Below are 20673 nucleotides of genomic sequence, written 5' to 3' on the forward strand. Positions count from 1 at the left end.
GAACGTGCTACAGCCCTGCATTTCTCCATTCTGAACACGGCAGAGTTTGACTGCGTGGTACTGAGCCACAGCGACAAGATAGAGGACATGGAACCGGATTGGGTGGCCAATGAGGAGCATCTGTGTGCCGTTGTGGGCAGTTCGGTGGTGGGCAGTAAACTGCGTGCCTGCATCACCGGAGCTTCGACCACGGCAAGTATGACCTGGACGGACTTCCACTACTACAGCCAGCAGCGGGGTATGCAGCAGATAGATGCGCTGATGCACAGCCGCATCGCGAACCTGAGCTATGCAAAGTACGGGCGCAGGGATATGCAGGAACAATGCGGTGCCGGTCAGCATAACAATAACCGCACAACAGGCGGAACGGCCGAACACGGGATGACAGACACCATCGGCTACGATGAAGCGTATGTCATTAACAACAAAATCACGAATTCGCTGATTGACGGCCTGGTGCACCAGTATGCCTGGTATAAGAGTCGGGACGAATACGGACAGGCGACTGTGGTGCAGGTGAACAATATCTGCTGCCTGGGCTATGAGGACATCTACGGCAACAAGTATGACATGATGGACGGCGTGGATCTGCCGAACGACAGCGGTAACGTGGGCAAATGGCGCATCTGGATGCCTGACGGCAGTATCCGTATGGTACAGGGCAAGAAGGACAGCGGTCAGTGGATTACAGGCGTGGCGCACGGCAAGTATATGGACATGATTCCGGTAGGTAATCTGAACGGATCATCTTCTACTTACTATACCGACATGTACTGGATAAGCACCGCTACGGTCCGTGTGGTCTATCGCGGGTACATCGATGCGAGCGCGCATGGCGGTGTGTCGAATGCGGATGCGAGTTACGATGCTTCGAATGCGAATGCGCATATCGGCTCGCGTCTGGCCTTCCGCGGCAAAATCGTCCGGGCGCAAAGCGTGGCAGCGTACAAGGCGATACGCGAGGTGGCGTAAGCGCAAAGCGCCAAAGCGTGGAGCGAAGCGACTAAAACGAAAGAACGGGATTCGGATGGTTTCCGAATTCCATTTAAAAGGTATTCAAATACCGGCGAAGCCGGCCGAATTTTTTTAGAATATTGATAGGGTAGGGGAATACAAAACTGAACTGATTTGAGGGTAAACGACCTCAATTTAACTATGTAAAGATAGTGATTTTTGTTGATATTTGCAAGTTATTTTTCTGTTATTTTTAGCTTAGAATTGACCAGTTCAAATGGAATAAAGAGTGCTTTAAATTATACGCTTCGTTTTGTGAAATGAACTTTTCATTTTGAAACGCGCGAACATTTCGATTTGCGGATTATAGAAACATCTTCTTGGATGCAGCTGGTGCACTATATGCAGCTGCATTGATAATCAAACTGATACTTCCTAATGCTGACCTGCAATTAATCATCATTATATTTGCCATCATCGCAGCTTCTTATACCATCCCCGGAGGATTGTCTTCAGCTATCAATGCCGAACTGATACAAGCTGTTATCCTTATATTAGGTTCCATTATGCTAACCTTCTTCTGTTTCCAACAAGGAGGTGACTACTTCTATCAATTGTTCAATAGCAATGATATGATGACCAAACTGATTCGTCCGCTAACTGACACTGCTACCCCTTGGCTTGGTCTGATAGTGGGTATGCCTATTTTAGGTATTTATTTTTGGGCGAACAATCAAACACTAGTACAACGTGTATTAAGTTCCAAGTCAATAGATGAAGGACGCAAAGGGGTTCTCTTCGCAGGCTTCTTGACCATGTCGACTCTCTTCATTATCGCCATACCAGGAGTAATTGCCCGCCACTTATTTCCTGGATTGGAAAAACCCGATATGGTATACCCCAACATGGTACTCCAGTTGATTCCTACCGGACTACTCGGCATTATGCTCGCAGCGTTACTCTCAGCCTTAACCTCCACCCTGAGTGCCATACTGAATTCCACATCCACTCTATTCACAATGGATTTTTATGCCCAATACAACAAGAAAGCAGGTTCCAAAAAGTTGGTCATTATCGGAAAAATCACCTCTTGCGTTATCATTGTCATTGCTGCCTTGTGGGCACCTCAGATTGGCAAGTTCGGCTCTTTATTAAAATATTACCAAGAAATGCTCTCCTATATCGCCCCACCTATAGTTGCCGCCTTCCTATTAGGTGTCTTTAACAAGCGGATTAATGGAAATGGAGCTTTTGCCGGATTATTTGGTGGCTTAGTCATAGCTATAAGTATGCTCTTCATGAAAGATAAAATTTTTGGAGCCATGCATTTCCTGTTCATTGTACCTTTCCTGCTCCTAGCCAGTGGAATAATCATCTATGTAGTGAGCCTGTGCTATCCCAAGCCCTCTATCGAGAAGCTGAAAGATACCGTGTTCATTCCAGATGAACTAAAAGCAGAATTCAAAGCCAACAAAGCATTGCCTTGGTACAAGAATTACTATTCATGGGCTACAACATTGCTGATTTTAAGCGCATTAATATGGCTTATATTCAATTGACCATAATATATAACCATAAATTTTAAAAATATGAAATTAAAAAAGTTTGAAGGGAACCCAATACTTTCTCCTTTGAAAACAAACGATTGGGAATCACTGGTTACCTGTAATCCGGGAGTAATTTACGACAATGGAGTATTCTATATGTTATACAGAGCTGCCGGAAATGACCCCGAACATGTCATTCGCCTTGGCTTGGCCATCAGTAAAGACGGATTTCATTTTCAGCGTGTCTCCGATCAGCCTGTATTCGGCCCCAGTGAGGATGGTCCTGACTCAGGTTGCGTAGAAGACCCTCGCATAGTGAAATACGGCAAGGAATTTTATATTACTTATGCTTACCGTCCATATGCTCCCGGTCAATACTGGAAGTTCGGGCACGATGAAATCTTGCTTCCCGAATGCGGAGATGATGCCCCCTTGGCTCTTCGCAATAATTTAGGTAACACTGGATTAGCTATGACTACAGACTTCCACAAATTCAGAAGACTGGGTAGGCTCACCTCCCCTATACTAGATGACAGAGATGTCATTTTATTCCCTAAAAAAGTACAAGGAAAATACGTGATTCTCCATCGTCCCAAAGAATACATCGGCCAAAAGTACGGTGTAAAATACCCCTCTATCTGGATAAAGTTCTCTAATGACCTTTTATGCTGGGAGGATAAGAAAAGTCACTTGCTGCTAACCGGTCGTGATAATTCCTGGGAAGAAAAAATAGGTGGAAGCACCCCTCCCATTAAGACAAGCAAAGGATGGCTGATGCTCTACCATGGAGTAGAAAGTGGAGGCTTGGGCTATTACCGAGTAGGTGCAATGCTATTGGACAGCAATAATCCCACACGCATCATCGGCAAGACACCACTACCGATACTGGAACCTGAAACTGAATTTGAAACTAAAGGGTACTATAACGGATGTGTATTCCCCACTGGTAATGTGATAGTAGACGGTACGCTCTTCGTATATTATGGAGCTGCCGATAAATACGTGTGTACAGCAACTTGCCAAGTAGACGAATTAATCAATTATTTGCTTTCCGAAGAGTGCTGCATTAGCCAATAACTTCATCAGCCAGAGATAACTTATTCAAAAAAGTACAATGATTGAGCAAATAATATTAATTATATTTTTAATTAATACTATAATTTTGTCATGTACTAAATCTTCTTAATAAAAAAACAATATGAACTGAAACAAACCTTTCATTAATTAAATTATAAATATATGAAAAACGAAGCAAAATGTTTATGGTATACATTATTTTCAATAGCTTTATGTATGCTCTTTAGTATGCCAGCTCTTGCTCAAACACAAGGAAGCATAACGGTTACGGGATATGTAAAAGATGCCACCGGCGAATCGCTTATTGGTGCCACAGTACAGGTAAAAGGTGTCACTGGTGGAACCATTACTGATGTGGATGGCAACTATATGCTAAAGAATGTGCCAGCAAGGGGAATATTGGTATTTTCATTTGTAGGTATGCAGAACAAAGAAGTAGCTGTCAACGGAAAGAAAACTATCAATGTCACTTTAAGTGATGACACACAACAATTGGAACAAGTGGTGGTCATAGGGTATGGTAGTGTAAAGAAAAGTGATGTGACCGGTTCCGTAGCTTCCGTCAAAACAGAGGCTTTAAAAGAAATTCCTGCTAATTCGGTAGAAGGATTGTTGCAAGGACGCGCGGCTGGTCTACAAGTGATCAATTCTTCACAAGATCCAGGTGCCGATGCCACAGTACGTATTCGTGGCGGTTCTTCTTTGCGCGGTTCCAATTCTCCATTGGTAGTTGTGGATGGTTTTCCTTTGGGAGACGCGGGAGACTTGAAACAGATCAATCCATCCGATATCGTAAATATAGAAATTCTAAAAGATGCCTCAGCCTCAGCTATCTATGGTTCACGTGGTGCAAATGGTGTTATTATGATTACCACCAAACGTGCCAAAACTGGAACAACCAGCATAACACTCCGTCAACAAATTACCCTTTCACAGTTCGACAGTAAGTTGAATTTGTGGCGCGACCCAGTATTAATGGCCTCACTAAATAATGAATCGCGCATCAACGGTGGTTTTGAACCGCTCTATGTGGGAAAAACGAATTCTACAGGTGTTTATTACCCGTCTATAGAAGAGTTGCAGACAACTTGGACGACAAACACCCGTTGGGATGATTTGGTGTTTCGCGACACTCCGGTTTCCAACAATACCACTGCCACAATTTCCAGTTCCAACGACCGTACCGTATTTAATCTTAGTGCCAACTACTATACAGACAATGGTATGTACATTAAGGATAACTATAAAAAGGGAGGTTACAACCTGAGCATAGACCATAATCTGTACGATAACCTCAAAGTGCGCTTCTCGAACATACTTTCACGTGGTGTACGCAACTCAAACGGAGGATTAGCTTATTGGAGAAACCCCATTTATCCGATTTATGATGAAAGCGGCAACTATTGGTTGAGTAACGCCAATGACTTCAGCCACCCAATAGCCCTGACGGAGTTACGCAAAAATGAATCAAAGAGTTTAGACGTAATTTCTTCATTGGCTTTAGAATGGCAACTGTTCCCTTACCTTAAATTAACTTCACAGTTGAACTATAAATTCGGGAAATCCGTGTCAGACAAATATTATCCGAAAACCTATACTGAAGCGGGACAGTTCAGTAATGGCCAAGCCGAAATTGAGAATTGGGAAGGACATAGCCTTGTATCCGAAACATTCGCCAATTTCCTAAAGACTTTCGACAGACATGAAATAAGCGCCATGGCAGGTTATTCTTATGAATACTATATGTCGCGTAGTTCCGGTCTCAGAGCCAAAGATTTCGTTAATGAGTCATTAGGTAATGAAAATATGGGTTCCGGAAATCCTGAAAAGAATGAAGTCTGGAACGGTTATTCTGAAAATAAACTGGTTTCTGGTATGTTCCGCCTGAACTACACATATGACAATAAATACCTGCTGACTCTGACAGCTCGTGCCGATGGCTCCTCCAAGTTTGGCAAGAACAACAAATGGGCAATGTTCCCTTCGGGTGCAGTCAGCTGGAAAGCCCACGAAGAAGAGTTCATTAAAAAATTAAATGTATTTGATGAATTGAAATTCCGCTTCAGCTATGGTATCTCCGGTAATCAAGGTATCAGTCCCTACCAGACATTGAGCCGTTATGGCACAGACAAATATTACAACGACGGAGATTGGGCTACGACTATTGGTCCGGGCTACGTTTCTGGATGGACGGGTCCGGGATGGATTTACCGTGTATGGAGCGGTATTCCGAATCCTGACTTGAAATGGGAAACTACTGCACAAGCCGACTTCGGTATTGATATGGCTTTCTTCAATCGCCGTTTACAGGTGTCTTTTGACTATTATGACAAGCAGACCAGTGATTTGCTGCGTGAACGCAATCTGGCCCTTTCTTCCGGTTATGATAAGATGTGGGTAAACGATGGTAAAATTCAAAACCGTGGTTTTGAAGTCACTATAGATGCTGACATTGTGAGCACCAAGGATTGGCATTTGAGTGGAACTTTGATTTATTCACGTAATCGGAATAAAGTGAAAGACTTGGGTAATTCCATAGAGTCTGGGCTGATTACAGACCCCATGACTGGTATGCTTTTCGAATATTCAGGAAATAATCTTGAACAGTATCGCGACTACACCAATATTTTGGCTATAGGCCAACCGGTAAACGTGTTCTATGGTTATAAGGTGGATGGAATCGTACAGACACTAAATGAAGGAATAGATGCTGGTTTATCAGGGGATTACGCTCAACCAGGAGAATTCAAATATATGAATCTGAATGGAGACAACCAGATTTCTGAAGCAGATAAGACCATCATTGGTGACCCAAATCCCGATTTTACGGCTAGTTTGGCATTGAATCTCTCTTGGAAGAAGTTCGATGCAAGCATCTTCTTCAATGGCGTATTCGGACAAGATGTACTAAACACAAAAGCATTCGGTCAACCCAACAATTCACCTCTGCGCTGGACGCCAGACAATCATACCAACAAATATCCTAGTCTGCGTGAAGGACGTCAGACTAAGATTTCTGACTGGTGGATAGAAGACGGGGCATTCCTACGCATTCAGAATCTGAATATAGGGTATACATTCGAATTGCCGGAAAAGTCTTTCCTTTCTAAGGTGCGGCTTTATATGAATGCTTCTAATTTGTATACGTTCACAAAATTCGATGGGTACGATCCGGAAGTTGGATTAAACGGTGTTTACAGCGGTGGCTATCCACGTTTGCGAAAATGGACATTCGGCCTTGACTTAACCTTTTAAAACAATATAAAATATGAAGAAAAACAAACTTATCATATCATTGCTTGTGGGATCCTTAGCATTGGGGGCATGTGATTTGGACGAGACAGCTTACGGTTTTTATTCTGAAGACAACTTTTTCAAGACGGCTGCCGATGCGGAAGCAGCAGTATTGTATGCTTACGGTGCACTCAATTTTATAGAGTATTCACGAACGATATTCTTCCTTGGAGATATGCCAAGTGAGGTAATGACCACAAAATCAGATGCGACTGCTGACAATCAGGATTTGAACTTGTGGAAAATAGACAATTTTAAAACAAACGGCTCGTTAGAAAACTTCTTTAAATATGCTTTCATTGGGATTAATCGTGCCAATGCTGTCATCAAGAAAGTTCCTGCCGCAAACTTCAGCCAAGAGCAGAAAGATCATTTCTTGGGTGAGGCTTTATTCTTGCGTGCTTGGAATTATTTTAACTTAGCCCGCAACTTCGGATTGGTTCCTCTCCATTATACTGTAGTGGAGACAGTAGAGCAGACATCATCTGCACTGGCACCCAATATGGATGCCGTGTATGACTTGATTTTGGCAGACAGTCGTCGTGCGGCTGAATTATTGCCTATAAACAGTACGCCCAGAATAGGTCGTGCAGACCGGGTTGCCGCGCAAGCATTAGCCGCTAAAGTTTACTTGTATATCGCTTCTGCCAAAGAGCATGGAGTAAAACTATATAAAGATATGCACCGTGATGTTGAAGTCATGTATGATAGTGCTGCGTATTTTGCAAACGAAATTATAGAAAAGCAATCGGTGTATGGATTTGAAGACAACCTTCTTGATATTTACGATGTAGAAAAAGCACGTGGAAAAGAACATATTTTCATTATGGCAATGGACCGTTCTGGATCCAGCGAAGGGCAGTATTCTAAGATTTCGAAGATGTTCATCCCTTACGTGGACGGTTCTGTCTTATATTTAAAACAAGGTGATAAGAACGAGTATATACCCACACATGACGGATATGCCGAGTATCGGACCACTATTCCTTTTTTCAACAGTTTCGATGCAAATGACAAGCGTAAGAAAGACTTGATTGTGGACAAAGTGTATAATAAGGACGGTTCCTTGTTAGGCGAGTATCCAGGAAAATTGCCCTATCCGTTCTGCCGCAAATATATCGATCCGAAATACGAGCAAGACAAAACCTCTACCCGTCCTTTTTTGATACGCTTCTCGGACGTTGCATTGATTTATGCTGAAGCGGCGGGGCCTAATTCAAAATCTTACCAATTGGTAAATTTTATCCGCAACCGTGCCGGATTAGGGAATCTAAAACCGGACTTAGCCAAAGAAGATTTCCGTAAGGAGATTTTCAAAGAGCGGACTTTTGAAATGGCCTTCGAAGGAGATCACATGTACGACTTACGCCGTTGGAACCGCATCACCACAGATGTGGAAGAAGCTACCGGGTTATCGGAAGACCAAGTCGCTTTCTATCCGATACCCCAAGCAGAAATTAATTTGAATGGAAGTCTTAGAGATTAATACTATATGATATGAAAAAAATAATAAAAATTATATTACTTGCTTGTATCGCTTTCACTCAGCAAGCATGTCAGAAGGATGTAATGGATGACATCAACGAAGGTGGATGGAATCATGAACGCTCATTACTGAACATACAGTTTGAAAATCAAGTAGGTACTGCTACCATTGAAAATATAGACGAAACTACTGGTAGTGTAGAATTGTCCATCAATGTTGATGCAGCCCCTGACTTGTCAAACATCAAGCTGAAAAAAATAGAAGTTTCTTATCAGGCTGTTTCCTCATTGAAACCGGGTGAAGCGTTAAACTTTGAAAACGATTCAAGAAGCGCCTCCTTTACAGTAACTTCCACTACCGGTGAGAGTCGCGAATATACCATTACCGTTTCTGAATTCAAAGAGGAGTTGATTGGTACATGGGACATCAAAGCACTGACTGTCTACGGTGGTACAGGACCTGAATATGGCGGTGGTGCCGTAATGCTGTTAGCTGCCAAGCCATGGTGCTGGTCTAGCACCCATGGACCGAAGGTGGAATGCGACAACACGTTAACTTTCATCATGACTGATGTGTCGGAGGAGGGGAATACCAGCGGAACTTGTATCAATAGTCCGGGAAATGACGGTAAATATGCCGATTTCATCTTCAATGGTTCACAAAACAAAGAGAATCCGGGTGTAGACATTGACTTAAAGAAGTTCTACCGGCAGATTCCCGAAGGGGAAAGCACTTGGGTACGCGACTATGCCGCCAAGACTATTACCTTCATAGACAAAGACGGGCGGAAAACCGTAGGTTCCCTTGTTGGTACCGGTAAAGAAGACTTAGGGAACGGACTAAGCATGACAATAGAGCAGAATGCTTTCGCTTTTAATCTGAACGGCACGGACGATTGGGACAACATCTACAGCGACTATGACAAGTTCGTGAAGAAAGTACGCCGTTATTGGATTTCTGTCATAAAACAATAAACACAACATGAGTATATTCTATATGCTTCTCATATTAAGTCTGTGGGGCTGTGAGGCAGTTCCACAGACTGTCGTTTCCATAGATACAGAACAAGTTGTCAATGAAGACTATATTGGCAATGGAGCTCAATGGGACCCCTATCAGTTGGAGTACAGTAAAGGACGATTGGAAATTTCAGAAGCCGACTGGGAAAAAATGTACCACCGACTGGACTTCATGCGCCCGCAATTCATACGAGTAATGACCAATACAACCTCTGTAATGAAAGACGGCATACTCCATCCCGAACAAGGATTGGAACACCTTTCACATATCCTGAACTACTGCCAGACACGTAATGTAACCGTGATGTTCGGTGATTGGGGAGGAAGTCTAGTGGACTCACACAAGGAAACCATCAATGAAGAGAATCTCACGGCAGCTGCCGAATATGTCCGCTTCCTGATAGAAGAGAAAGGTTTTTCCTGTATCCGATACTACAACCTGATAAACGAACCTAATGGCTACTGGTCTGCAACAAACGGAAAATATTCCCTATGGGCACGCGCCATCCGCTTCTTTCACAAAAAACTGAAAGAAAATAAGCTGACTGACAAACTGCAAATCATAGGCCCTGACGTCGCCATCTGGAGTACTCACGAATCTTGGTGGACAGACAGTTGTGCCACCCACCTAAACAATGAGATAGGTCTGTACGACATCCATACCTATCCCTCCAAATCAACGGTAAACAGCGGCGCCTATACCGACATTATCCGTGCTTACAAGCAAAGCGTCCCCGCTGATAAGAAAATAGTAATGGGAGAAATCGGATTCAAGTTCGTAGCTCAGGAAGATTCCCTCTTCCAACAAGAGAACCTCCGCAGAGCCGAAGCCAAGCCTCATGCTTCTATGGATGATTCCCAGATGTTTGTGTACGACTCCATGTATGGTACAGACATGGCCGACGCACTTTTCCAAACAATCAATGCCGGATATTCCGGTTCAGTGGTATGGATGCTCGATGATGCCATGCACTCCAAGGAAGCACTGGACAAACTGAAGATATGGGGATTCTGGAACATCTTCGGTGAAGAGCAGTTCGGTTCGGAAGAAGAGGAAGTACGTCCCTGGTTTTACGCCTGGTCATTACTGACACGCTACATGCCGGCTGGCTCGCGAGCCTATAAAGTCTATGTAGAAGGAGATTCCTGCATCAAAGCCATTGCCGTGGAGAAAGGCGGAAACCACATGCTTGCCGTGGTCAACGTTTCCAAAGAAAAAAAAACGGTCATGCTGAAAAGTTCCACCCTTCCCCTACTGAAAGAGGTAAAAGAATACTTATATGCCGAAGGGCAGCTGAAAAAGGAAGGTGATTGCCGACTGCTTCCCCACCGTCAAGGAGTGACCTTACATTTAGATAAGGGAGAGACTATACGTATGTCCGGAGAATCATTGACCGTATATACCAATTTCGACTATTAACTATCCGCATTTCAAATATATGAAAAAGATAAATATCCTACTGAACAGTCTGCTTTTAGGAATAACTTCAGCCTGCACTCCCAAAGAAGCGATAGAAATCACAGTCTCGCCAGAAGTCATCAACGCCGACTACATCGGCAACGGTGCCGAGTGGGACCCCTATGACGAAGCTGAATCTTGGGGCACCTCCGTTTCTGACAAAGACTGGGAAACTCTCTACAAACGTCTTGACTTCATGAAGCCGCAATACATACGCTGCATGATAAACAGCCCTTACCGCTATTACGACGCCGCAACCGGCAAGTATGACAAAACACGGAATATCGCCTCCATATCCCGTTTGTTGAAGTATTGCACAGAACGAGGTATTTACGTTATCTACGGTGAATATAACCCGCCAGCCTGGGAGATGAAAGAAGATCAGAAATGGGTGAATATGTCCGTTGATTACCTCAACCATCTGGTCAACGACCTCGGTTTCTCTTGTATCAAGCATTTCGTTATCTTCAACGAGCCTGACGGAAGCTGGGCATCCACCAATGGAGATTATGAGATGTGGAAAAAGATGCTTTTCCGATTCCAAAGAAAAATGAAGGAATATCCGGGACTGACAGAGAAAGTAACACTTGCCGGTCCGGATGTGGTAGCAGATTACCGCAACAAAGCATCCAACTATGACGCTGAAGATTGGGTAAAACAGAGCGTACTCGATGCCGACTCCATCATTGGGTTATATGATGTACACTCCTATCCCGGACAAAATGAGGTACGTAGTGGGAAATATCCAGAAATACTCACTCGCTACAAACAGCATCTTCCAAAAGGGAAAAAAATCGTATTGGGAGAGGCGGGATATAAATACTGGCGCAAAGCCGACTCTCTGCTGATGGCAGAGTATAACCGTCGCGTAGAGGGACATCCTTTCACGAAAGGAAGCGATTGCAATATGCTCTGTTACGATTACTTTTATGGGCTGGACATGCCCTTACTTGCTATGGAGGTTATGAACAGTGGATATTCGGGCATGGCTGCATGGATGCTGGACGACGCCATGCACAGTAACGGTGACTCCGGTAAAACAGAAGATATAAAGATATGGGGATTTTGGAATACATTAGGAAAAGAAGTTTTCCATGCTTCCAAGGAAGAAGCAATTCGTCCTTGGTTCTATACATGGTCACTGATGTGCCGTTATTTCCCTTCAGGTACAGACATCTTGCACACAACTGTATCACAACAGGAAAAGGACATCTACGTTGTAGCAGGCCTCTACAAAGGAAAAATGACCATAGGTATGGTGAACGTGGGTAAACAAGACCAATTTATACGTATTTCATTACCACAACCAATGAGAGATGTGCTACTTTATACCTATGAGGAACACAGGCAACCCAAAGACAGTGACGGCTTCCCCATTCCTCAAGAATCGGGTTTGAGTCTGAGAAGAATATACGAAACAACACTAAAAGCTCAATCATTCAAGTTATTAACAAATATTCAACACTAATAAAAACAAATTGCTATATGAGAAACGTTTGGTTAACACTTCTGCTAGTTTTGCCAGGACTCACCGCTTGTTCCGAAAGTAATGATACACCTGACGATCTTACACCAGAACCACCAATTACTGAAAATATAGAACTGAGCATCGTCGACAAAAATGCAACCTCAGAAACAAAAGCATTGTATGCCAACTTATGGGAGATACAACAAAAGGGGGTAATATTTGGCCATCACGATGACTTGTTTTATGGTCGTAAATGGTATGATGTATCTGGAAATTCGGACACCAAAGATGTGTGTGGGGATTATCCTGGAGTATTCAGTCTGGACTTCGCCGAAATTATGGATGACCGCCACGAAGACAACAAAGCCAATGCCATCCGCAAACGCTGTATCCTTGAGGCACGTCGCCGTGGAGAGGTTATTACAGCTTGCTGTCATCTGAACAATCCTCTGACCGGCGGTGATTCTTGGGATAATTCCAATACCCGTGTGGTCAGTGAGATTCTGAAAGAAGGAAGCGAAGTGCAAAACAAGTTCAAGACTTGGCTCGATCGCCTAGCTGTTTTTGCCGGAGAATTGAAAGACGACGAGGGAAAGCCTATCCCTATCATCTTCCGTCCTTTCCACGAACACACGCAAACATGGTCATGGTGGGGAGCAAGTTGTACCACAGCCACTGAATTTATTGCCCTTTGGAAATTCACGGTGAATTATCTACGTGATACGAAAGGTATACATCAATTTATTTACGCCATCTCCCCACAAATGGATACAGTGAAGACAGAGGATGATTTTCTCTTCCGTTGGCCGGGTGATGACTATGTAGACTTCATCGGCATGGATTGTTACCACGGACTGAACTCTACAATTTTTTCTTATAATTTGAAAACAATTTCCGACTTGTCTCAAAAGAAACAGAAACCTTGTGGAGTAACAGAAACCGGCGTGGAAGGTTTCACTGCCAAAGACTACTGGAGCAAGCAAATCCTAACTCCCGTCACAGGCCGCAAAATAAGCATGATTGTGATGTGGCGTAACAAGTTTGTAGGTGGAAACGACCAAGACATGCACTATTTTTCCGTCTTCAAAGGACATGCCAGTGAAACCGATTTCATAAAATTCTATAACAATGAATTGACTTACTTCAGCAAGGACTTGCCCAACATGTACCTGAAGCCTGAGCATATTACAATAAAATAAACTTTTATTTTCGGGGCATGTTCAACAGTCTTTCCCACTTAATATCAAAATCCGTTTCCTTTTAAAAATCACTATAAGTGGAGATTTAGACTCGAAACGGATGCACTTGCCAGATTCTTGGAATGTTGTGTCACGCCAATCTACAAAGCGTACTGATAGGTAGTTCTGTAAACGGTAGAGCTCCTCGGTAATGGCAATAGAGTTGAGGACATTTACTGGTGAGGACAGAGATGCTGTAATATGGTCTGTATGTCTGAAAATGGTGGAAGGAGTTCGAACCTGGGGTAGATGATTACACAAAAAGTTGCTCCGTGTATGATGTGACATGCGGGAGACAGATAAGATAATGGAAGAGATGAGCCGGATTAAAAGCTTGTCTCTTCTTATTTTTTATAGATAATTCAGAAACATGCCTTGAGTCTACGAAAAATGAAATATAGACTCCTTTTCTCAATAATCAGAGATCTGAAAGTTGGGAAAAGCAGCCACAACAGCTCCACTAACATCACCGAGAGTGTCAGTTCTCTTTCTGCCAGTAATAGATGTCATAAAATAAATAAGGGAAAAAACACCTCTTAACCTAACATTAACGTAGCGATAACTTATAAAGCATGTGCCCCACTCTACCTTTACAACATCAATACAAGGAAATAACATTTTAATCCATACAATGAAAGCAGATATTTCAATAACCAAAAGCCGGAAAAGGACAGAGATAGTAGTTTCGGGCAAGAGGATTAATAAATACGGCATCATAGTCTCCATAACCAATGCTGATTCTGTTTCAGTCAATACATAGAGAAACAACCCCGCTTTCATTAATGCTGCGTTGCATAATCAAAGCAGAGCGTAGTCGATAATTCAAATCGACCGGATTGTACATATGTACCACTCCAAAGCGGTTCACCTTATACTTCGACTGCTCTTTCTCCAGAAATTCCTTTCGCTCCTTTCCAAAAGGCGATTCAACACTCTCTTCCCATTCATCCTTTCCATTCCTATCAGTCTGTCCGTAGAGCAAAGGAAGGCGACGTTTCAAGACCTTGTCATAAAAAGCTGCTTCAAAACAATCATTTACCTGATAGGCCGTTTCTTTGAAAGAAGCACGGGTACAGATAGACAAACCAGACTACTATCAGCAGACAGCCGACAATCAACCCAACAATCGAAAAGACTTTAAAAGGATATTGCTTGCGCAATTGCCACTACCGTTTGCTTAGCTCCCGCAAGCGTATGTTCTGTCATATCCAGCAAATGTTGTCTATATCTGCCCGAAACAGTAAATTATTAATCTCGTTGTCCACCGTTTCGATAAAAGCCAAACGGAAATATTCGTTCAGTGTACGTTCCGCCTCTTTCTTGATATTGTCATAAGCATACATCATACCACCAATCTGCACCACAATTACCAGTAGCAATCCTACAATAGAAAGGATATAGAGTGAAAGAAGTTTCGTCTTGCCTATTATTTTGAAGACAAAGATAGAATTTTATCATAGAAAAGGAGAATTTTACTTTTTTTCCGCCCAATATACTCCTCCCAATATCAGCACCGCCCCCATCAAAGCAACTATAGTAAGCTGTTCGCCAAGCAGAAAAGCAGAACCTACCAGAGTGAAGAGAGGATTCAGATAAATATAGTTGGAAGCTCTTATCGTTCCCAACTGTTTTAAGACTACGTTCCAGACTACAAAACAAATCAAAGAAGCCAATACACCCAGGAAAAGTAAATTGAACAAAATAGCCGGCTCGAGAAGACGGACAATGTCGAAGTTCCAGGGATGAATCAGAAATGCAGGAAGAATAGTCAATACCCCATAAAAAAATATCTTACGGGTAATAAAAATTATACTGTAACGGTTGGACATTTTTCTCATTATTAAACTATAGAATGCCCAGGAAAAAGCTGCAAGTAAAGTAAGGAAATCACCTAAAGGAGAAATCTTTAATACAAAACTACCATTATAAACCACCAATGCCACACCAACCAACGCCAGCAAAGAACCAGCCATCAATCCACGGGTAACCTTTTCCTTTTTATAAATCCACAAAGAAAGAATGGTCGTGAGCAATGGTGCCGTACAGACAATAAATGCCACATTCGTCGCCAATGTAATCCCCAAAGCTGTATTTTCCGTAAAAAAGTAAAATGAACCGCCTGCTATACCTCCTAAAAACAGCCAAGATTCATCTTTCCAATTATCAGCAAACAGTTTTCGGGGAGAAATAAACCAGATGCCCAGATAAGCTATTAGGAAACGAAGCAAGAATATTTCCTGTGGGGAAAGACCATGCCCGATCAATACTTTCGTTGAAATAAAGGTCAGCCCCCAAATACCTACCGTAAGGACGGCGACAAGATGATAAGTATAATTTTTCATTGTGTTCATACACTTCCGATAAGTCGCGCAAAGATACGACTTTCTTCTTCAACACAATAACGCGAAGGATGAAATCTTCCCAGACTTCATCCTTCGCTATATCCTAAAAATCTTTTAGTAAATATCCTATTGAATTAATTTAGCTATTATTTGTATTACAAACAAAAAATTAGTTTTAAAAGCACATCACAAATGTAAGTAATAAAAAGTGAATTATCAAGTCTTTACCATTGTTTTTTATGTTACTTAGTTACAAATCTGAAAATAAACCCGTAACTTTGCACCGATATTAACCGGATACTAACCGGTTTTAACCATTGAATAAACAATGTTTTCAACAAAATATTAATTAGTACCACTATGGAATACAATTTCAGGGAGATTGAAAAGAAATGGCAGAAAAGGTGGGTGGAAAACAAAACCTACCAAGTGACGGAAGACGAAACGAAGAAGAAATTCTATGTGCTGAACATGTTCCCCTACCCCTCCGGTGCGGGACTGCACGTAGGTCATCCGCTGGGATACATTGCTTCGGATATTTACGCCCGCTACAAACGACTGCAAGGTTTCAATGTACTGAATCCCATGGGATATGACGCTTATGGTCTTCCAGCAGAGCAATATGCCATACAAACGGGACAGCACCCTGCAATTACGACCGTCAACAATATCAACCGATACCGTGAACAGTTAGATAAGATAGGTTTCTCTTTCGACTGGAACCGCGAAATTCGTACCTGCGAACCGGAATATTACCATTGGACCCAATGGGCGTTCCTCAAAATGTTCAACAGTTACTACTGCAACGATAAAAAGCAGGCACGTCCTATCCAGGAACTGATTGAAACATTCAGCCAAACCGGTACTGAAGGAATGAATGTGGCTTGTGGCGAGGAATTGAGTTTTACCGCCGCAGAATGGAATGCCAAGAGTGAAAAGGAACAGCAGGAAATCCTGATGAACTACCGTATTGCCTATCTGGGCGAGACAATGGTTAACTGGTGTCCACAACTCGGTACCGTACTGGCCAATGACGAAGTAATAGACGGTGTCAGTGAACGCGGCGGTTTCCCCGTCATCCAGAAAAAAATGCGCCAATGGTGTCTCCGTGTATCTGCCTATGCACAACGCTTATTGGATGGACTCGATACCATTGATTGGACCGAATCCTTGAAAGAAACCCAAAAAAACTGGATAGGACGCAGTGAAGGTGCGGAGATACAATTCAAAGTAAAAAACAGTGATTTGGAATTCACTATCTTCACTACCCGTGCAGATACCATGTTCGGTGTCACCTTCATGGTATTGGCTCCCGAAAGCGAACTGGTACAGCAACTTACCACCGACACACAGAAAGATGAAGTAAACGCTTATCTGGAACGCACCAAGAAACGTACTGAACGCGAACGTATTGCCGACCGTAGCGTTACCGGTGTATTTTCCGGAAGCTATGCCATCAACCCCTTTACCGGTGAGGCAGTGCCCATCTGGATAAGCGACTATGTGCTTGCCGGATATGGTACGGGTGCCATCATGGCTGTGCCTGCACACGACAGCCGTGACTATGCTTTTGCCAAGCACTTCGGCCTCGAAATCCGCCCGCTGGTAGAAGGTTGCGATGTAAGCGAAGAAAGCTTCGATGCCAAGGAAGGTATTGTATGTAACTCTCCACGAGAAGGCGTTACTCCCTATTGTGACCTTTCATTGAACGGACTGACCATCAAGGAAGCGATTGCTGCTACCAAGAAATATGTGAAAGAGCACAATCTGGGACGTGTAAAGGTGAACTTCCGTCTGCGTGATGCCATTTTCTCACGTCAGCGCTATTGGGGCGAGCCGTTCCCGGTTTACTACAAGGACAACATGCCTTATATGATTGATGAAAGTGCCCTACCCCTGGAATTACCCGAAGTTGCCAAATTCCTGCCTACCGAAACCGGTGAACCTCCATTGGGACATGCCACAAAATGGGCTTGGGATATTGTGAACAAATGTGTTGTGGAAAACGAAAAGATAGACAACACCACCGTCTTCCCACTGGAACTCAATACTATGCCCGGATTTGCCGGTTCAAGCGCCTATTATCTGCGCTACATGGACCCACACAACAACCAGGCACTTGTGGATAAGAAAGTAGATGAATACTGGCACAATGTAGACCTTTACGTAGGCGGTACCGAACATGCAACTGGTCACTTGATATACTCCCGTTTCTGGAACAAATTCCTATACGACCTCGGCATCTCCGTAGCCGAAGAACCGTTCCAAAAGTTGGTGAATCAGGGCATGATTCAAGGACGAAGCAATTTTGTCTATCGCATCAAAGATACCAATACATTCGTGTCCCTAAATCTGAAAGACCAGTACGATACTACCCCACTCCACGTCGATGTGAATATCGTATCCAATGATGTTCTGGACCTTGAAGCTTTCAAAGCATGGCGTCCCGAATACGAAACTGCCGAATTTATACTTGAATCGCCGGAAGGAACTGAAGGCAATTTAAGTAAAGGCAAGTACATCTGTGGATGGGCTGTGGAAAAGATGAGTAAATCCATGTTCAACGTTGTCAATCCCGATATGATTGTCGACAAATACGGTGCCGACACTCTCCGCATGTACGAAATGTTCCTCGGCCCGGTAGAACAATCAAAGCCATGGGATACAAACGGAATAGACGGTGTACACCGCTTCATCAAGAAGTTCTGGTCACTGTTCTACGACCGCAACGACAATTATCTGGTAACAGATGAACCTGCCACCAAGGAAGAACTGAAATCCCTCCACAAACTGATTAAGAAAGTGACGGGAGACATTGAGCAATTCTCTTACAACACAAGTATCAGTGCTTTCATGATTTGTGTAAACGAGTTGTTCGGGATGAAATGCAGCAAGAAGGAAATTCTGAACCAGTTCATCATCGTTCTGGCTCCCTTTGCTCCGCATGTATGCGAAGAATTGTGGGAGACTCTGGACAATGCAGGTTCTGTATGCGATGCCAAGTGGCCAGTATGCAACGAAGAATACCTGGTGGAAGATACGGTCAACTACACCATTTCCTTCAATGGAAAGGCACGGTTCAACATGGAATTCCCCGCAGATGCGGCATCGGATGCCATCCAGACTGCTGTATTGGCCGACGAACGCTCTGAAAAATGGATAGAAGGCAAGACCATTGCCAAAGTAATCGTAGTACCAAAGAAGATTGTGAACATCGTTGTTAAATAACAGATATGCAAATTACAAAACCAACCAAAGCGGAAGTGACGAGGGAACTGAAGGATTATATCTTCATCACTTTGGGGCTCATCAGCTATGCATTGGGATGGGCAGCTTTCCTCATCCCTTACCAGATTACGACCGGAGGTACTACCGGTATTGGTGCCATCATCTATTATGCCACTGGATTTCCCATCCAGTGGTCATACTTCATCATCAATGCCGTACTGATGACTTTTGCCATCAAGATACTCGGACCGAAGTTCAGTATCAAGACCACGTTTGCCATCTTCGGACTGACCTTTTTTCTATGGTTTTTCCAGCTGTTGGTGAATGGTCCCGATGGTGTCCCTCCCCAACTGCTGGGCGAAGGACAAGACTTCATGGCTTGTCTGATAGGTGCTGCAATGTGCGGTGCCGGCCTGGGCATCGTATTCAACTGCAACGGTAGCACGGGAGGTACGGATATTATTGCAGCCATCATCCACAAATACAAGGATGTCACACTGGGACGCATGATAATGGCCTGTGACTTCATCATCATCAGTTCCTGCTACGTGGTATTTCATGACTGGAGACGTGTGATATTTGGTTTTGTAACTTTGTTTGTCATCGGGTTTGTACTGGATTACATTGTCAATAGCACCCGGCAATCTGTTCAATTCTTTATTTTCTCCAAAGAATATGAAAGGATTGCCGATCGCATCACCAAAGAAACCCATCGCGGTGTAACGGTACTCGACGGTATCGGCTGGTACAGTAAACACAACGTGAAGGTACTGGTCGTACTTGCCTACAAACGCCAATCGGTAGAAATATTTCGGATGGTGAAAGATATAGACCCGAACGCTTTCATTTCCCAAAGTTCCGTCATCGGTGTATACGGAGAAGGTTTCGACCGGTTGAAAGTGAAATAGGGACTTGTATAAGCCACAAGTATAAGGAGAACATAATATGAGAAAGAAATTTGTATTTGCCACCAACAATTCACACAAACTGGAAGAAGTGACTGCCATTTTGGGAGAAAAGGTCGAACTTCTCAGCATGAAGGATATCAAATGCGATACTGACATTCCGGAAACTGCAGACACACTTGAAGGAAATGCTTTGCTGAAAGCAAAATATATCTTCGATAACTATCATCTGGACTGTTTTGCCGATGATACCGGTTTGGAAGTGGAGGCCCTTGGTGGGGCACCGGGTGTATATTCCGCCCGTTATGCCGGCGATGCACACAATTCGGAAGCAAACATGAAGAAGTTGCTGAAAGATATGGAGGGCATCGAGAACCGTAAGGCACAATTCCGTACCGTATTTGTACTTATCATCGACGGAAAGGAACATCTGTTTGAAGGCATCGTGAAAGGAGAAATCACGAAAAACAGAAAAGGCGCTTCAGGCTTCGGTTACGATCCCATATTCATTCCCGAAGGATATACGCAGACTTTTGCAGAAATGGGGAATGAACTGAAGAATAAAATCAGTCACCGGGCATTGGCCACTAACAAGTTGTGTAAGTTCTTAATGAGATAATGTTTTTAATGTGCTGATATGCTAATGTGCCAATGTG

Annotated in this window: 13 protein-coding genes and 2 pseudogenes; 12 read left to right on the forward strand and 3 right to left on the reverse strand. The window is 43.3% G+C overall.

Annotated elements, in window-relative coordinates; genetic code table 11:
- The 9 genes and pseudogenes from DWY57_RS17725 to DWY57_RS17765 form a co-directional block, all read left to right on the forward strand.
- Positions 1-972: pseudogene (locus DWY57_RS17725) on the forward strand (hypothetical protein); the annotation flags it as partial.
- Between the two features lie 353 nt (positions 973-1325).
- A pseudogene (locus tag DWY57_RS17730) lies at positions 1326-2513 on the forward strand (sodium/solute symporter); the annotation flags it as partial.
- Between the two features lie 30 nt (positions 2514-2543).
- Positions 2544-3578 carry a glycosidase gene (locus DWY57_RS17735; RefSeq protein WP_119962174.1) on the forward strand — a complete coding sequence of 345 codons (1035 nt, stop codon included), beginning with the start codon at positions 2544-2546 and terminating at the stop codon, positions 3576-3578.
- A gap of 216 nt (positions 3579-3794) precedes the next feature.
- Positions 3795-6833, forward strand: coding sequence for a TonB-dependent receptor (locus DWY57_RS17740; RefSeq protein ID WP_243634715.1), 3039 nt, complete (start codon positions 3795-3797; stop codon positions 6831-6833).
- A gap of 13 nt (positions 6834-6846) precedes the next feature.
- A complete protein-coding gene (locus DWY57_RS17745) occupies positions 6847-8358 on the forward strand; it encodes a RagB/SusD family nutrient uptake outer membrane protein (RefSeq protein WP_119962176.1) in 1512 nt (503 codons plus the stop codon).
- An 11-nt stretch (positions 8359-8369) separates the two neighbouring features.
- Positions 8370-9332 carry a hypothetical protein gene (locus tag DWY57_RS17750; protein WP_119962177.1) on the forward strand — a complete coding sequence of 321 codons (963 nt, stop codon included), beginning with the start codon at positions 8370-8372 and terminating at the stop codon, positions 9330-9332.
- 7 nt (positions 9333-9339) lie between these two features.
- On the forward strand, positions 9340-10797 hold the full coding sequence (locus DWY57_RS17755; RefSeq protein ID WP_119962178.1) for a hypothetical protein: 1458 nt from the start codon (positions 9340-9342) through the stop codon (positions 10795-10797).
- A 19-nt stretch (positions 10798-10816) separates the two neighbouring features.
- Entirely contained in the window at positions 10817-12304 is a 1488-nt protein-coding gene (locus DWY57_RS17760; RefSeq protein ID WP_119962179.1) for a hypothetical protein, read from the forward strand.
- A gap of 17 nt (positions 12305-12321) precedes the next feature.
- Positions 12322-13503 carry a glycosyl hydrolase gene (locus tag DWY57_RS17765; RefSeq protein WP_119962180.1) on the forward strand — a complete coding sequence of 394 codons (1182 nt, stop codon included), beginning with the start codon at positions 12322-12324 and terminating at the stop codon, positions 13501-13503.
- 784 nt (positions 13504-14287) lie between these two features.
- Here DWY57_RS17765 and DWY57_RS21420 read toward each other — a convergent pair.
- The 3 genes from DWY57_RS21420 to DWY57_RS17780 form a co-directional block, all read right to left on the reverse strand.
- Positions 14288-14626, reverse strand: a complete 339-nt coding sequence (locus DWY57_RS21420) for a hypothetical protein (protein WP_243634716.1) — start codon at positions 14624-14626, stop codon at positions 14288-14290.
- Between the two features lie 118 nt (positions 14627-14744).
- Positions 14745-14921, reverse strand: a complete 177-nt coding sequence (locus tag DWY57_RS21425; RefSeq protein WP_243634718.1) for a hypothetical protein — start codon at positions 14919-14921, stop codon at positions 14745-14747.
- A 93-nt stretch (positions 14922-15014) separates the two neighbouring features.
- Entirely contained in the window at positions 15015-15893 is an 879-nt protein-coding gene (locus DWY57_RS17780; RefSeq protein ID WP_119962181.1) for a DMT family transporter, read from the reverse strand.
- Positions 15894-16244: 351 nt separating this feature from the next.
- Here DWY57_RS17780 and leuS point away from each other — a divergent pair, with 351 nt between their 5' ends.
- Genes leuS through DWY57_RS17795 form a run of 3 tightly spaced genes read left to right on the forward strand, consistent with a single transcriptional unit; the run spans position 16245 to position 20636 of the window.
- Positions 16245-19112, forward strand: a complete 2868-nt coding sequence (leuS, locus tag DWY57_RS17785) for a leucine--tRNA ligase (RefSeq protein ID WP_119962182.1) — start codon at positions 16245-16247, stop codon at positions 19110-19112.
- 5 nt (positions 19113-19117) lie between these two features.
- The gene (locus DWY57_RS17790) at positions 19118-20020 is read left to right on the forward strand and encodes a YitT family protein (protein WP_117599927.1); all 903 of its coding nucleotides are present in this window, start codon (positions 19118-19120) and stop codon (positions 20018-20020) included.
- A gap of 37 nt (positions 20021-20057) precedes the next feature.
- Positions 20058-20636, forward strand: a complete 579-nt coding sequence (locus tag DWY57_RS17795; protein ID WP_016272207.1) for a non-canonical purine NTP diphosphatase — start codon at positions 20058-20060, stop codon at positions 20634-20636.
- The last annotated feature ends 37 nt before the right edge of the window (positions 20637-20673 follow it).

Source organism: Bacteroides sp. AF25-5LB, assembly GCF_003602965.1.
GTDB lineage: Bacteria > Bacteroidota > Bacteroidia > Bacteroidales > Bacteroidaceae > Bacteroides > Bacteroides uniformis.